This is a genomic window from Rhodococcus sp. JCM 9793, assembly GCF_055380405.1.
This window is the reverse complement of the sequence record NZ_AP043721.1, coordinates 2353159-2367578: the sequence shown is the minus strand read 5'-3', so window position 1 is coordinate 2367578 and position 14420 is coordinate 2353159. Positions and strand designations below refer to the sequence as shown.

17 protein-coding genes are annotated in these 14420 nt (G+C 66.1%); 3 read left to right on the top strand and 14 right to left on the bottom strand.

All coding sequences use genetic code 11. The features are described from left to right. Window positions 1-84: 84 nt before the first annotated feature. The gene (locus ACZ46K_RS13175; RefSeq protein ID WP_464748645.1) at window positions 85-375 is read right to left on the bottom strand and encodes a glutaredoxin family protein; all 291 of its coding nucleotides are present in this window, start codon (window positions 373-375) and stop codon (window positions 85-87) included. 196 nt (window positions 376-571) lie between these two features. Here ACZ46K_RS13175 and ACZ46K_RS13170 point away from each other — a divergent pair, with 196 nt between their 5' ends. Further along, entirely contained in the window at window positions 572-1543 is a 972-nt protein-coding gene (locus ACZ46K_RS13170; RefSeq protein WP_054806831.1) for an HAD-IB family hydrolase, read from the top strand. A 9-nt stretch (window positions 1544-1552) separates the two neighbouring features. Here the strand turns inward: ACZ46K_RS13170 and ACZ46K_RS13165 are convergent, their stop codons facing one another. From ACZ46K_RS13165 to ACZ46K_RS13135, 7 genes are all read right to left on the bottom strand, one after another. Beyond that, on the bottom strand, window positions 1553-2560 hold the full coding sequence (locus ACZ46K_RS13165; RefSeq protein WP_464748643.1) for a lysophospholipid acyltransferase family protein: 1008 nt from the start codon (window positions 2558-2560) through the stop codon (window positions 1553-1555). Beyond that, window positions 2557-3627, bottom strand: coding sequence for an NAD-dependent epimerase/dehydratase family protein (locus tag ACZ46K_RS13160; RefSeq protein ID WP_464748642.1), 1071 nt, complete (start codon window positions 3625-3627; stop codon window positions 2557-2559). Before ACZ46K_RS13160 ends, ACZ46K_RS13165 begins: the two co-directional genes overlap by 4 nt. A 226-nt stretch (window positions 3628-3853) precedes the next feature. Beyond that, the gene (locus tag ACZ46K_RS13155) at window positions 3854-3955 is read right to left on the bottom strand and encodes a 30S ribosomal protein bS22 (RefSeq protein WP_003402602.1); all 102 of its coding nucleotides are present in this window, start codon (window positions 3953-3955) and stop codon (window positions 3854-3856) included. Window positions 3956-4159: 204 nt separating this feature from the next. Beyond that, on the bottom strand, window positions 4160-4396 hold the full coding sequence (locus ACZ46K_RS13150) for a helix-turn-helix domain-containing protein (protein ID WP_054719598.1): 237 nt from the start codon (window positions 4394-4396) through the stop codon (window positions 4160-4162). A gap of 171 nt (window positions 4397-4567) precedes the next feature. Continuing rightward, the gene (gene proC, locus ACZ46K_RS13145) at window positions 4568-5386 is read right to left on the bottom strand and encodes a pyrroline-5-carboxylate reductase (protein ID WP_054806833.1); all 819 of its coding nucleotides are present in this window, start codon (window positions 5384-5386) and stop codon (window positions 4568-4570) included. Between the two features lie 79 nt (window positions 5387-5465). After that, window positions 5466-6305 carry a thioesterase family protein gene (locus ACZ46K_RS13140; protein WP_464748640.1) on the bottom strand — a complete coding sequence of 280 codons (840 nt, stop codon included), beginning with the start codon at window positions 6303-6305 and terminating at the stop codon, window positions 5466-5468. Further along, window positions 6302-6970: a MerR family transcriptional regulator gene (locus ACZ46K_RS13135; protein ID WP_464748638.1), complete on the bottom strand. Its 669-nt coding sequence runs from the start codon at window positions 6968-6970 to the stop codon at window positions 6302-6304. The genes ACZ46K_RS13140 and ACZ46K_RS13135 overlap by 4 nt, the downstream gene beginning before the upstream one ends. 90 nt (window positions 6971-7060) lie before the next feature. Between ACZ46K_RS13135 and ACZ46K_RS13130 the strand changes: the two genes are divergently transcribed. After that, on the top strand, window positions 7061-7477 hold the full coding sequence (locus ACZ46K_RS13130) for a hypothetical protein (protein ID WP_054810616.1): 417 nt from the start codon (window positions 7061-7063) through the stop codon (window positions 7475-7477). Here the strand turns inward: ACZ46K_RS13130 and ACZ46K_RS13125 are convergent. Genes ACZ46K_RS13125 through ACZ46K_RS13115 form a run of 3 tightly spaced genes read right to left on the bottom strand, consistent with a single transcriptional unit; the run spans window position 7436 to window position 10612 of the window. After that, window positions 7436-8401, bottom strand: a complete 966-nt coding sequence (locus ACZ46K_RS13125; protein WP_054810615.1) for a sugar phosphate isomerase/epimerase family protein — start codon at window positions 8399-8401, stop codon at window positions 7436-7438. The genes ACZ46K_RS13130 and ACZ46K_RS13125 overlap by 42 nt on opposite strands. 10 nt (window positions 8402-8411) lie before the next feature. Then, window positions 8412-9662, bottom strand: a complete 1251-nt coding sequence (locus tag ACZ46K_RS13120; RefSeq protein WP_464748636.1) for a hypothetical protein — start codon at window positions 9660-9662, stop codon at window positions 8412-8414. After that, window positions 9659-10612 (bottom strand): Ppx/GppA family phosphatase, encoded by a 954-nt coding sequence (locus tag ACZ46K_RS13115; protein ID WP_464748634.1) that lies wholly within the window; start codon window positions 10610-10612, stop codon window positions 9659-9661. Before ACZ46K_RS13115 ends, ACZ46K_RS13120 begins: the two co-directional genes overlap by 4 nt. 45 nt (window positions 10613-10657) lie before the next feature. On the opposite strand from ACZ46K_RS13115, the gene ACZ46K_RS13110 reads away from it, so the two are divergent. Beyond that, window positions 10658-11458, top strand: coding sequence for a DUF3109 family protein (locus ACZ46K_RS13110; protein ID WP_464749306.1), 801 nt, complete (start codon window positions 10658-10660; stop codon window positions 11456-11458). Window positions 11459-11543: 85 nt separating this feature from the next. Here the strand turns inward: ACZ46K_RS13110 and ACZ46K_RS13105 are convergent, their stop codons facing one another. The 3 genes from ACZ46K_RS13105 to ACZ46K_RS13095 form a co-directional block, all read right to left on the bottom strand. Next, window positions 11544-12233, bottom strand: a complete 690-nt coding sequence (locus tag ACZ46K_RS13105; protein WP_464749305.1) for a winged helix-turn-helix domain-containing protein — start codon at window positions 12231-12233, stop codon at window positions 11544-11546. A gap of 65 nt (window positions 12234-12298) precedes the next feature. Then, a complete protein-coding gene (locus tag ACZ46K_RS13100) occupies window positions 12299-13471 on the bottom strand; it encodes a sensor histidine kinase (protein WP_464748632.1) in 1173 nt (390 codons plus the stop codon). Window positions 13472-13631: 160 nt separating this feature from the next. Then, complete coding sequence (locus tag ACZ46K_RS13095) at window positions 13632-14387, bottom strand: phosphoglyceromutase (RefSeq protein WP_464749304.1); 756 nt, start codon at window positions 14385-14387, stop codon at window positions 13632-13634. Between the last annotated feature and the right edge of the window lie 33 nt (window positions 14388-14420).

Below are 14420 nucleotides of genomic sequence, written 5' to 3'. Positions count from 1 at the left end.
TAACCGCTTGTGAAGCCATGCACAAAGTTGCTCGAAGGCCGTCGAATGTGCTTCCCACCTGCACCACGGCCGGGTGCCACAGGGTCACCTGGCGAGATCTGCACGCAATCGCGGCTCGTCGACCTCCCAGTAGCTGTGCTCCTTACCGTCGAGGAGCACCACCGGGAGGCGGTCTCCGAACTCTGCCCGCAATTCAGGGTCGGTGGCGGCGGCTTCGTCCACATCGATGCAGGTGACCCGCAACCCGAAGTCGGCGCACACCGCTTCGAGAACGGTGTGTGCAGGTCCGCAACTACCGCACCCTGCACGAACCAGGAGCGTCACCTCGTGAACGGATGCAGGGGTCCCGGCCGGGCCGGAGTGTCGATCGGTCATGACGTCCACTCTGCGACATCGACCCCGGAGACGAAGGTCACACCCATGGATCGGCTGAACGCCGAACCCTGATAACGCGTCCACCACGGGCTACGCTTGCGGCGGGTCGTGCATAGGGGTGTGACGATGGGTCGGCACGACCGTCATGACACGGGAGGTGCGGGTGCCTGAACGTTCGTTGCCATACGGGCGGGGTATGGGTGAGACGTGGGCGCGCATCATTCGCCCCGGCAGACGCCCGTTGTCGCGCAAATTCGGTCCGAGCGAAGAAGAGGTCCGCGCAAATCTCGCCGGTCAGGCGAGCGCCGACGCAGCTCTCGCACTGCACGACGCACGAAGCGAACCGGAAGCGGGAATCGAACCCGATGCCGAAACCGGCGCCCTCGGCGCGACAGACCTGACCGCGGCTGCGTTCTTCGACGTCGACAACACAATGGTGCAGGGCGCGTCGATCATCCACTTCGCCCGCGGCCTCGTTGCACGGAACTACTTCCGCAAGACCGACCTCTTCGAGTTCGCATGGCAGCAGGTGAAGTTCCGGATCACCGGCAAGGAGAACAGCGACGACGTCGCAAGCGGTCGCGACAAGGCCCTCTCGTTCGTACAGGGCAGGTCCACCGCGGAACTCCGCCGACTCGGCGAAGAGGTCTACGACGACATCATCGCCGACAAGATCTGGCCCGGCACCCGCATGCTTGCGCAGATGCATCTCGACGCAGGTCAGCAAGTGTGGCTCGTTACGGCCACCCCGGTCGAACTCGCCGACGTCATCGCCAAACGCCTGGGCCTGACCGGCGCCTTGGGCACCGTCGCGGAGTCGGAGGACGGGGTGTTCACCGGCCGGCTCGTCGGCGACATCCTGCACGGGCTCGGCAAGGCCCACGCGGTGCGCGCCCTCGCGATCCGCGAGGGCCTGAACCTCAAGCGGTGTACCGCATACTCCGACAGCCACAACGACGTGCCGATGTTGTCGCTGGTGGGCACGGCGGTCGCGATCAATCCCGATCCCGATCTGCGGCAGGTCGCGCGCACCCGGGGCTGGGAAGTACGAGACTTCCGCACCGCACGTAGAGCGGCGAAGGTCGGGGTGCCGACGGCGCTCGGACTCGGAGCGGCCGGCGGCGCGGTCGCCATCGTGCTCGGACGACGACGCGACAAGGCCGCCTGACCCGGGCCGTCAGCCGAGGAAGACGTTCCGGCGGCGCGTGAGCAGCTTGTAGAGGGTCTGCTGGATCACCTCACGTACGTGATCGGTGACCTCGAACAGCACCATCGGGTCGTCGGCCTCCACATCGTCGTAGACGTCGGTGGTGATGGGCTTGCCGAACTCGATGTACCACTTCGACGGTAGTGGCACCGCACCGAGCGGGCCGAGCGCAGGGAAGAGCGGCGTGATCGGAAAGTAGGGCAGGCCGAGCAACCGCGCAAGCGAGGAGAAGTCGGCGATGTTCGGGTAGATCTCCTCGGATCCCACGATCGAGCACGGGATGATCGGTGAGTGGGTCTTCAGGGCAGCGGAGACGAAACCGCCACGACCGAAACGCTGCAGCTTGTACCGCTCCTTGAACGGCTTGCCGAGCCCCTTGTACCCCTCTGGGAACACTGCGACGACCTGGTCTTCGGCGAGAAGTCGTTCGGCATCGGGATGGCACGCGAGGGTGTGTCCGGCCTTGCGCGCCACGGTGCCCACGACCGGCATGTCGAAGGCGAGATCGGCCGCGAGCATCCGCAGCGGCCGGTGCGCGCGGTCGTGCACGGCCACGGAGGTCATCAGGGCGTCGACGGGCAAGGTACCCGCGTGATTCGCGACGATGAGTGCGCGACCGTCTGCCGGAATGTTCTCGATCCCCCGAACTTCGACGCGGAACCACGTGTCGAACAGGGGACGCAGCGCGGGCATGAGGATGTTGTCGTTGAAGTGCGGGTCGAAGCCGAAGTCGTCGACCTCGTAGTCCCCGGTGATCCGGCGTCTGAGGAACTCGGCCCCACCGGTGACGTGTCCGATCAGGGCGGTGCGCAGATCGTCGAGGAAACCGTCGACGGCCGTGTGCTGCGGTGGCAGCGGTGCTGCTCCCCCGGCCGAAGGCTCCTGCGACGGGTGCGTGGCGAAAGATTCCGCGGGCCGACCCGCAGCTGTGCGCCGGCCTCCCCCGTGCAGCGGTATGACCTTGGCAACCTGAGTCATCGCACCTCCGTCCGCTCCCCGAGGGCGGAAAGCAGCATCGATTCGGCTTTGTCGACCCATTCGGACTTCACGACGCGGGACATCCCGATTCCACGCGCGAAGTCGTCGAGGGCTTCCTTGGTGGTCCAGCGCGGTTCGAATCCGAGTTCTTCGCGCATGCGTCTCGTGTCGAGGCCGCATCCGAAGTGGAAGTAGTCGAGTTCTTCCTTCGTGAACGACTTCATGACCGATCCCACGAGAGCATGGCCCACATTGCGGAACAGGCTGTAGGGCATCGGCACCGTTAGGCCACCGGCCCGGCGCACGGCCTGCGTCATCGTCACGATGCCGTCGCCGGCCACGTTGTAGGTACCGGACGGCCCGCCGAGCGTCGCGCATTCGAGGGCACCGAGCGCATCTTCCTCGTGCAGCAACTGCAACCGTGCGTCGCGGCCGAGGACGTTGGGCACCAGCGGGGAGGTGAGATAGTTCGAGACCGATCCCGGCAGACGATTACCGACCGTGGGCGCGAGTCGCAGGATCGTGGTGGCCATGTCGCTGCGCCTCCGCCCGAGACCCCGCAGGTAGCCCTCGATCTCGATCATGTCGCGGGCGAACGCACCGGTGGGACGGCGACGCGCGCTCATCTCCTCCGTGAACTTCGCGGGGTCCTTGGCGCTCGAGCCGTAGACGACCGACGACGACCGCAGTACCACCTTGCGTACCGACGGCGACTTCTGGCACACCGCGAACAGCTGCATCGCGCCGAGGACGTTCATGTCTTTCATTGCGGCGCGTGTCCCGGATTTCGGTGCCTTGGTGACCGCCGACGCGTGCACGACAGTGTCGACGTTCATGTTTCTGATGACCTTGCCGATCAGTGGGTTCCTGATGTCGGCGAGAACGAATTCGGCGCGCCCCATGCGGCGGTGCATGTCTTTGGTGGGCGACTGGGTATCGACGGCGATGACGCGTTCGACGTCGGGGTTCTGAGCCAACCGGGTGACCAGGAAGCCACCGAGGAATCGGCTCGCACCCGTCACCAACACGACACGTGGAGGCGCGGTCGGTCGCCCATGTGAAGTCACAGCACCCCCTGCTTTGCAGAACACTCCGTCGTCGGTCCCACCTCGGCCTCAGGACGGTATGCGCTACAACAATACGGTGACATCGGCAACATCGCATGACACCTGGGTAAACGTCGAGTTGCCCGCTGTGCAGAGACGGCGAATGCCCGCCACCATGGGTGACGGGCATTCGCTCGGCAGTACTGCTACCGACAGTGGCTCACTTACCGATACCGGTAGAAGAGTCCTACTTGCCGAGTTTCCTACGCTGCACGCGAGTGCGGCGGAGCAGCTTGCGGTGCTTCTTCTTCGACATGCGCTTGCGGCGCTTCTTGATCACAGACCCCATGTGGGCATCCCTCGCGTTCTTATAGCGTTCCTGCGCACGCCGGTGACGTACGCCTTCTTCTGTCGGACGCTGGGCCCCGTGTTGACGAGTTCAGCGCCTCACGACACCGGCTGACCGGTACGACGAAATGCAATCGTACCGGTGCAGGAACGACCGGATGAAATCGAGGTCCGCTCCGTGCTTCGACAGCCCTTCCGAGTCGGGTTATCCGACGTCGAAATACGATGTCTCGAGATAGTCGTGAACCGCCTTTGCGTGCACGCGGAACGAGCGTCCGACGCGCACAGCGGGCAGTTCACCGCTGTGTACAAGTCTGTACACGGTCATCTTCGACACCCTCATCAACGACGCCACTTCGGCGACCGTCAGGAATTGGGTACCTGCGAGGACCGACTGTCCGTCTTGGGGTTGACCCTTCGACGGTGTATTTCCTGAAACCATTACACACCTCCGGCACGTCCGCGCCGCCGGCTTCCCCTCCGGCGGAACAGACACGCACGTGCTCATTCGAGCTTAGCGTGACGAATGGTTCCTGTGCGACGATGGCGGCCACCAATTTCACTTCCGCCACATTGCTGCGGCGTGTCGCGGGCGCAACGCCGACATGTTCGACTACTCGGAACGAGCGCCGAGCTGCACCGATCGCTGCCGTGCGGCCTCGAGCGCGTCGTAGAACGCCGTGCGAACGCCGCCCCGCTCGAATTCTTTGATCGCTGCAGCCGTCGTGCCCCCCGGCGACGTCACGGCCGCGCGCAGGTCCGCCGCGTTCTCCCCGGACTGCGCAAGCATCGCCGCAGAGCCGGTCATGGTCTGCACCACGAGATCCGTGGCGACTACACGGCTCAGCCCGAGCGCAACACCGGCGTCGATCATCGCCTCGGCGACGAGGAAGAAGTACGCGGGACCGGAGCCCGAGACCGCGGTGACCGCATCCATCTGGGTTTCGGGCACGACCGAGACGGTACCCACCGATCCGAGCATCTCGCGCACGAGACCGAGGTGTTCCCCCTTCGCGTGACGTCCTGCGGCAAGCACACTCGCGCCCTGCCCGACGAGCATCGGAGTATTGGGCATCACTCGGACGACAGGAGAGCCCGCGGGGAGCTTGTTCTCGTAATGGGCGGTCGTGACGCCCGCGACGAGCGAGACGACGATCTGCTCGGTGTCGCTGTCGATATCGGCCGAGGCCACGTCGGCGATCACCGTGTCGACATCGCCGGGCTTGACCGCGACGACGATCACGTCGGCGCCCTCGACCGCATCGGCCGTTCCGTCGGTGACGCGGATCGCATACGCGCGCGCCAGTTCGTCTGCTCGCTCGGGCAGCTTCTCGACCACCACGAGGTCCTTGGTCGCGTAGCCGTTCTGCAGCAGCCCCGAGATCAGTGCCTCACCGATCCTGCCGCCACCGATCACCGCAATTCTCGTCATGGGTGACAGCGTGCCACGGCTCCCGCTGTGGCACGCATCGCAGTCCCGTGGTCGATCGGGTCGCCGGCCGATCGGATCGTCAGCGCGGGATCATCGCGAGTTGACGCGACTGCACCACGACAGCTCCCGTCGAATCGACCACGGTGTGATCCGACTCGAACCAGGTCTGCCCGAGCACGATGCTCTCGTTCGTCAGGCGCAGCCAGCCCGGCGAGGGAAGCGCGCGCAGGTAGGCGGTCAGCTGCACGGTAGGCGCCCACCCGAACATGCCGCGATTCATCGTCACAGGCGCCGAGATGTCCCCCGCCATGAGCGCGAACAGTGCCACCGTGTCGAGGTCCGACTCGTCGGCGGGACGCAGTTTCGTCCACATCGCGATGCGCGGATCGCCCTCCTGGTCGCCGCGCAGGAATCCCGCGGTCGACTCGTCGACTCGCATGTCGACGGAGCCGCACAGGTTCACGATCTGCCCCATCGGGTGAGCAGGGGTGATCACCACCGCGTCCTCGGGCGGCAGTGCGGGCAGCTCGGTGGCCGGATGCGGCACGGCACAGCGCGGCTCGCCGCCGTCGGGCACGCCCAACGTGACGCTCGCGCGCACTGCGACACGGCCGCCCTGCCCGAGTTCGGTCTCCACCACCGAGACCTGCTTGCCCAGCTTTCGAACCACGGTGGTGATCTCGACGTCGCCCGGGTCGGGCGCGGACACGAAGGACGCGCTCACCGCGAGAGGCTGGACCACGGGATCGGCTCCGGCGTCGATCCCGGCGCGGCGGGCTGCAGCGGCGCTCACCGCGAGCATGCATCCACCGTGCACCTTGGGCCCGATGGTCCAGGTGGGCGCGATCTGCGCCGACCAGGCGCCCTCGCCGGTGGCCGTGAGTGCGGTCAGGTCACGGAACGGATGGTCGGTGGTCACTGGGTCTCCTGCGTGTGTCGATCGGGTTCGGTGGGGTCCGGATGGTCGGGGTCGGCTGCATCCGAGAAGATACTGGCGGCGCGGTGCTGGTGCGCGAGGCGACGCATCGCGGCGAGGACGGGTTCGTACAGCGCGGTGCCGAGGACGGCGGCTTCGACGGTCTCCTGCCGGGAGGTCGTCGGGAGTAGGTCGACGTCGAGGTCGGCGATCTCGCGGATGTTCTCGCCGTAGACGTCGATGCGTTGGTCGGACATCGCGAGGCCCGCCGATTCGAGTGCGGCGAGCGCATGTTCGAGCTGGGCGACCGCGGTGAATCGCGGGTCGTACATCTGTCCGAGCCGCGCGAGCAGCGCGCGAGTGCGCGGGTAGTCGGCGTCGGGCGGCTTGTCGACATAGGGCGGGAGCGCCATCACTGCCTTACCCAGGGCGACGAACAGATCCTCGCCCGGATCCTCGGCGAGCATCACGACTGCCTTGATCTTGTCGAGCGGGAGCCCCTGAGCTGCGAGCGCGCGGACCAGTCCGAGTCGCCGCACGTGCGAGTCGTCGTATTGCGCCTGCGTCGCGCTCGTTGCGTGACCGGGCATCAACAGTCCTTCGCGCAGGTAGTACTTCACGGTGGCCAGCGGCACGCCGGTGCGCGCCGCCAATTCCGAGATCCGCATGTTCACCTCCGATTCACCTCTTGACATCAGATACTACAACTATCCAGTATTGGTTACTTGCACTATCCAATCTAGAGACAGGGCCATTCCATGTATCCCGTGCTGGTCATCGTTCTCGGAGCGACCCTGCTGACAGTCGCAGGTATCGCCTTCGGGGGAACCTTTCTACTGCGCGTCGCGAACGGCGGCGTGCCCACCAACGACCTTCAGAAGTCGTTCTTCCGCGCCGGCCATGCACACGCCGGAGTCCTCGTGACGCTCGGGATCCTCGTTGCCGTGACCACCCACGTCACCGGCGTATCACCGGGATGGGCGGCCGCCGGTTCGATCGCCGTCTTGGCCTCCGCGATCCTCATTCCGGCCGGGTTCTTCCTCTCGGTACTGGGCGTGAATCCCACACGACCGAGCCGGATGATGGCATCGGTGTGGCTCGGTGCCGCATCGCTGACCGTCGGCGTCGTGATCTCAGGTGTCGCGGTTCTCGCTGCCGGAATCAGCGCCCTCTGACGCGGGCGCCTCGGAGCCGGGGATTCGGGCGACACCCGCTGCGCGCGGATGCTCGGGACCTGGAGTGATCGCACTCCGCGCTGGGCGATCGAGATGCTTTCGTGCGAACGAGAGCGCACGACCGAGCATCACCGACCGCTCGGATCTGGTCCGCGCGCTCTGTGTACTCACTTCGAGCACGACCTGGCCCGCGAAGTCGCTGTCGGCGAGTTGGCGGCACACCTCGGCGCACGGCTGGTCCCCTGCCCCCGGGATCATGTGTTCGTCCACCGACGACCCTCGACCGTCTGCGAGGTGCAGGTGGTTGAGGCCCTCCCCCATCCGTTCGGCGAGCGCGAGCGCATCCATCCCCGCGGTGGCGGTGTGCGACAGGTCGAGGGTGTAGTGATCGAAGCCTGTGTCGGTGGGATCGAGCGACGGGCTGTAGGCCGACACCGCGGGCCCGGGGCCGCCACGACGCCGCAATCGGTCGGCGCCACGGTCGCGGAACAGCACGTCCGCACGCATCGGATACATGTTCTCGACCGACACCGACACGTGACTGTCCTGCTCGAGGGTCTTCACCTGCTCGACGAAACCCTCGGCGTATCTGCGCTGCCACCGGAAGGGCGGATGCACTACCACGGTCGACGCGCCGAGGATCTCGGCAGCCTCGACCGACCGTGCGAGCTTCGCCACCGGATCCGCGCCCCAGACCCGCTGGGAGATGAGCAGGCATGGCACGTGCACCGCGAGCACGGGAATCCCGTACTTGCGCACGAGCCGCTGAACCGCACCGGGATCTTGGCTCGTGGGGTCGGCCCACACCATGAGTTCGACCCCGTCGTAGTCGAGGTCGGCGGCGAACCGGAAGGCTGCCTCCGTGTTCTCGGGATACACCGAGGCCGTCGACAACCCCACCGGTATACGCCGCGCTGTCACCATGACCGCAGCCTCATCGGTTGGGTAGTAGGAACAGCAGCGGACCGAACGCCACGAACGCGCCCACCCCGACAGCGATCAGCTGGCTGGTGATGTCGTCCGTGCGGCGCAGAACTCTCACCAGCGCCACGAGGCCGACGATCACCAGCAACGCCAGGCCGAACGCCACCCACGGCATCATGTCCCACAGCTTCTCGAAGCCCTTGAACAACAGGCCGCCGACGACGATCGCAGCGATGCTCTCGCCGATGAGCAGCACCCACTGCTTCACGCCGCCCTCGGACCTGCCGGCACCGTCGTCCTCGGTGGTGTCGGGCTTGCCCTTGCCGGAGTTGCTCTTCGACGAAGCACTCGACGACCCGGCCTCGTCCTTCGACGCGGACCTACCGCCCGCGGTGGCCTTGCTCTTCGAGAAGGGCTTGCTCTTCGAGGTCCCCTTACCGCCGTCCTCGTCCTTCGTCACACCGATCGTGTCGGTGTCGTCGCCGTCGTCGTCTGCTCCGGTTCCCTGAAGATCACTTGCGGGTCCGGAGAGCAACCGTGGCTCAGGAACATCCGCTGCCCGCGGCGTCGGTGACGCCGACTGGACCACAGGTACGGACCCGGTCACGTTGCCCAGGTGCGCCCTCGCTCGACGCGGCAGGGCCTCCGGTCGGATGATCTCGGTCGGCGATTCGACCTTGGCGCTGTCCGACACCGTGGTCGGATGGTCCTCCCCGGCGCCTTTGCCGAACGCAGCCTTGGCGATGTCCGGCCTTCCGGCAGCCGGCTTCCGCACTGCCTGGGGCTTGACCGTGGCGGGCTTGACGGTGGCCGGCTCGACGACAGCGGGGGTCACGGTCGTCGCGTCCGCGTAGACCCCCTTCGGGGTGATCGTCGTCAGGTCGTTGGCGGACGGTGGTGCAGGAGTCGACAACGTCGGTATCGCAACTTTGGGGGTCTCGGGAACGACCGGCTCCACCTGCGGGGTCTCGGGAACCGCCGGTTCTACCTTCGGGGTCCTGGGCGTCGCCACCGCGGGCGCCTGCGGACTGCGATCGTCGACGGGCGAACTCCCGGGCTCCGACTTCGCGGCCGGCTCCGGTTCTGCAGGCACCCGAGTGATCGGAATCTCGCCGGTCAGTTCCGCAACCGAGATCCCACCGGTGGTGCCACGACGTCGGCGACCACCGCTGCTGCTGCGCGAACCCACCTTCTTGCCGTTCCGCGCGAGCAGTTCCGCTACCGAAATCTGTCCGGTATCCGTGCCCTTACTGTCGGTCACTTGGATGCCACCACCAGTTCCCCGCCCATCTCAGTGTCGAGCTTCCGAAGAATCAAACCCTCACGCAGCGCCCACGGGCAGATCTCCAGGGTTTCCACCCCGAGCGCCCGCATGCTCGCTTCGGCCACCAATGCACCCGCTACCAGCTGCTGGGACCGATCCGAGCTCACGCCTTCGAGCTCCGCACGGTCCGACGTCGTCATTCGCGAGATGAACGCGATCAGCTGCCTCAAGCCGCTCGCGGTCAGCGTTCGTCGCACACGGATACCCGCCGACGACGGCGCTGCACCCGTCAATCGTGCCAGTGTGCGGAACGTCTTGGAAGTCGCGACGGAAAGGTCGGGGTCACCGGCATGACGCAGATGCTTCGTCGGCTCCGCGAGCTCGGCATCGAGCCAGTCGCGCAACGCCGCGATACGACGCTTGCCGGGAGGGTCCTCCCGGAACCAGTCGCGGGTCAGACGCCCGGCACCGAGCTGCAGTGAGTACGCCAATTCCGGGTCCTCGTCACCGCCGAAGGTCAGCTCGAGCGAGCCACCACCGATGTCGACATTGAGGATGCGGCCGGCGCTCCACCCGTACCAGCGACGCACCGCCAGGAACGTCAGTCGGGCCTCGTCGACGCCTGACAGGACGTCGAGGTTGACCCCTGCCTCGTTCCGGACCCGGGCGAGGACATCCTCCGAGTTCCCGGCGTCGCGGACCGCGGAGGTGGCGAAGGCCATGAGCTCACCGCACCCGGAGGTCGTGGCGATGCTGGCGAACTCCCCTGCCGTCTCCACGAGCCGATCGGCACCGGCCACCGTGAGGTTCCCGTCGTCATCGATGTTCTCGGACAACCGCAAGGTTGCCTTGGTCGAACTCATGGGTGTGGGGTGGCCGCCACGATGGGCGTCCACCACCAGCAGATGAACGGTGTTGCTTCCGACGTCGAGTACCCCTAGGCGCACATGAATACGGTACTGGGTCTACCGTCGGGGGTTGTGACAGCAGGTATGTCCGGAGCTCAGCCCAAGATCGTTCCGGCCCCAGAAGTTTCTCTCGACTTTCCACGCGAGTGGGTCGAGTTCGCCGACCCCGACAACGCCGAACACATCATCACCGCAGACATGACTTGGCTGCTCTCCCGGTGGACTTGCGTGTTCGGGACACCCGCATGCCAAGGCATCATCGCCGAGCGACCCGACGACGGATGCTGCTCGCACGGAGCCTTCCTGACCGACAGCGACGACCGGAAGAAGCTGGCCGGCGCAGTGAAGCATCTCACTTCCGACGACTGGCAATTCATGGAGAAGGGTCTCGGAAAGAAGGGATACCTCGAGGAGGACGAACTCGAGGACGAACCCGCGCTGCGCACCCGCCGGCACAAGGGTGCATGCATCTTCCTGAACCGTCCGGGCTTCGAGGGCGGTGTGGGCTGCGCACTGCACAAGATGGCATTGCGTCGCGGTATCGAGCCGCTCGAGATGAAGCCTGACGTGTGCTGGCAGCTCCCCATCCGCCGCACCCAGGATTGGGTGGAACGACCGGACGGCACCGAGATCCTGCGCACCACGATCACGGAGTACGACCGGCGCGGCTGGGGCGAAGGCGGTCACGACCTCGATTGGTACTGCTCCGGTTCCCCCGATGCGCATGTCGGCACGAGACCGGTGTGGCAGTCGTACGCACCCGAACTGCGCGAGCTCATCGGGAAGCCCGCATACGACGAACTCGCCCGCCTGTGCAGGCGGCGCGAGGGTCTCGGACTGATCGCGATCCATCCCGCGACCGTGGCGTCCGAACACCAGCACTGACCCGTGCGCGGTTCCGGTAGCGCGCTACCGGAACCGGGCGCCTCGCGCGTCAGCCCTCCGGCTTGTATCAGCCCTCCAGCTTGTATCAGCCCTCCAGCTTGTATCCCAGGCCCCGCACCGTCACGAGGTGCCGCGGCTTCGCGGGATCGGCCTCGATCTTCGACCGCAGCCGCTTGACGTGGACATCGAGCGTCTTCGTGTCGCCGACGTAATCGGCTCCCCACACACGGTCGATGAGCTGCCCCCGAGTCAGGACTCGACCCGAATTGCGCAGCAGGTACTCGAGCAGATCGAACTCTTTGAGCGGGAGCGCGACATCCTCGCCGTTGACCTGCACCACATGCCGATCGACATCCATGCGCACCGGACCCGCCGCGAGCACGGCGTCGTCCTGGCCGATCTCGACGTCCGGGTCGGCGCCACGCCGCAGGACCGCGCGGATCCGGGCGATGAGCTCCCGCGCCGAGTACGGCTTGGTGACGTAGTCGTCGGCACCGAGTTCGAGACCGACGACCTTGTCGATTTCGCTGTCACGCGCGGTCACCATGATGACCGGCACACCCGAGCGGCTCCGTAGCTGCTTGCACACGTCGGTGCCGCTCATCCCCGGCAGCATCAGGTCGAGGAGGACGATATCCGCCCCGCCCCGGTCGAACTCTGCAAGCGCCGTGGGTCCGTCGCCCGCGATCGTGGTCTCGAAACCCTCCTTGCGCAGCAGGAATGCGAGCGGATCCGCCAGCGACTCCTCGTCCTCCACGATCAACACACGCGTCACCGTTGCGTCCTCCGTTGCCTTCTCGGTCCAATGCCACCCGAGTGCGGGTGCAGTTCCGGTCGGACTCATTGTCCGACCGCCGTATCGTGCCGCGGTGCGGCAGGGTCGTCGTTCTTCTTCTCGAAATGAACCGGGATGAGCAGGGTGAACGTCGACCCGGTTCCCGGCTTGCTCCACAGCACGATGTCGCCGTGGTGGTTCGCGGCGACGTGCTTGACGATCGCCAGACCCAGGCCTGTACCTCCCGTTGCCCGCGACCGCGCTTTGTCGACGCGGAAGAAACGTTCGAACACACGCTCCTGATCCTGTCGCTCGATCCCGATTCCCCGATCGGTGACCGCGATCGCGACACACCCGTCACGAATGGATCTGCTCACCGTCACCGGGCTGCCCGGCGGGGAGTAGGCGATCGCGTTCTCGATGAGGTTGGTCAGCGCGGTGACCAGCAGAAGATGGTCACCGAGCATCTGGTATCCGGTCTCGCGATCGGTGTTGATCTCGATGTTCGCGTTCTCGGCGGTGAGCCGGGTGCGATCGAGAGCATCCTCGATCACCGTGTCGACGTCGACGTCCTCGAGGTCCGGGAGCTTCTCCGCACCCTGGAGCCGCGACAACGCGATCAACTCGGTGACCATGTTGCCGAGCCGCGTCGCTTCGCTCTGGACCCGTTGCCCGAAGTGCCGCACGCTTTCGGGGTCGTCGATGGATTCGAGCAGGGCCTCCGCGAGCAACGCCATCGCCCCGACCGGTGTCTTGAGTTCGTGGCTGACGTTGGCGACGAAGTCGCGGCGTGTGGCTTCCATACGGACCTGCTCGGAGTCGTCGTAGGCGTAGAGCACCACGAACCGCGGATCGTCCTCGAGCAGTTTCTTGGCTACGCAGCGCACCGCGACACGGTCGCGGCCGTGCGGCATCTTCCGGCTGAGGTCCAGCTCGACGGTGGTGTCGTCCTCGAGAACCCGGGTTGCCGCGATCCACGCGCGTTCGTCGAGGAGCCGGCGGCTGACAAGGCCCAGTTCCTCCGCGCGCGGGTTGTAGAGGATGACGTCGTGGAACTTGTCGACGACGGCGATACCGGTGGACGCGCCGTACACGACACGGTCCAGCACGGTCGCCATCGTGAGCTCGTCGTCGTCGTGACGGTCTCGACGACGACGGGACCCCAACCATGAGGCGGCGAGCAGTGCGCCCAGGATTGCGGCGACTACAGCCACCAGGACGACCTGCAGAACATTCACAATTCGAATCGTAATGACACCCGACCATGCAGCGACAGCGGGTCGCCAACACTCTCTGCACGTCACGAGCCATTTTTCAACGGTTGGCTCGGTGTTCACCCGAAGTTTGCCGGACCCCGCGCGACGACGTGCCGCGCGGGGTCCGGTTTGTCCGATCGAACTACTTGGCGCCCTGGTTCGCGACGGCAGCAGCACCTGCCGCAGCAGCCTCGGGGTCGAGGTAGGTTCCGCCGGGGTTGAGCGGACGCAGATTCTCGTCGAGGTCGTACCGCAGCGGGATGCCGGTCGGGATGTTCAGGCCGGCGATGTCGTCGTCGGAGATCCCGTCGAGGTGCTTGACCAGTGCCCGCAGCGAGTTGCCGTGCGCGGTGACCAGCACGGTCCTACCTGCCAGGAGGTCCTTCGAGATGGTCTCCTCCCAGTACGGGATCAGACGATCGACGACGTCTTTCAAGCACTCGGTCAGCGGCACATCGTCGACGTCCGCGTAACGCGCGTCCTGGTCCTGGCTGTACTTGGTACCGGGCTCGATCGCGGGCGGAGGGGTGTCGTAGCTCCGACGCCAGAGCATGAACTGCTCCTCGCCGAACTCGTCCTTGATCTCGGCCTTGTTCTTTCCCTGCAGAGCACCGTAGTGACGTTCGTTGAGTCGCCAGTCGCGCACGACCGGGATCCAGTGACGGTCGGCGGCGTCGAGAGCGAAGTTCGCGGTGCTGATCGCACGACGCAGCAGCGAGGTGTAGAGGACATCGGGAAGGACGTTCTGCTCGGCGAGCAGGGCGCCTGCGCGCTTGCCCTCGGCGACACCCTTGTCGGTGAGGTGCACGTCCACCCAACCGGTGAACAGGTTCATCGCGTTCCATTCGCTCTCGCCGTGGCGGAGCAGAACAAGTGTTCCGATACTCATGGCTCCAATCCTGACACGATCGCGTTGCCGATTCCCCCACGG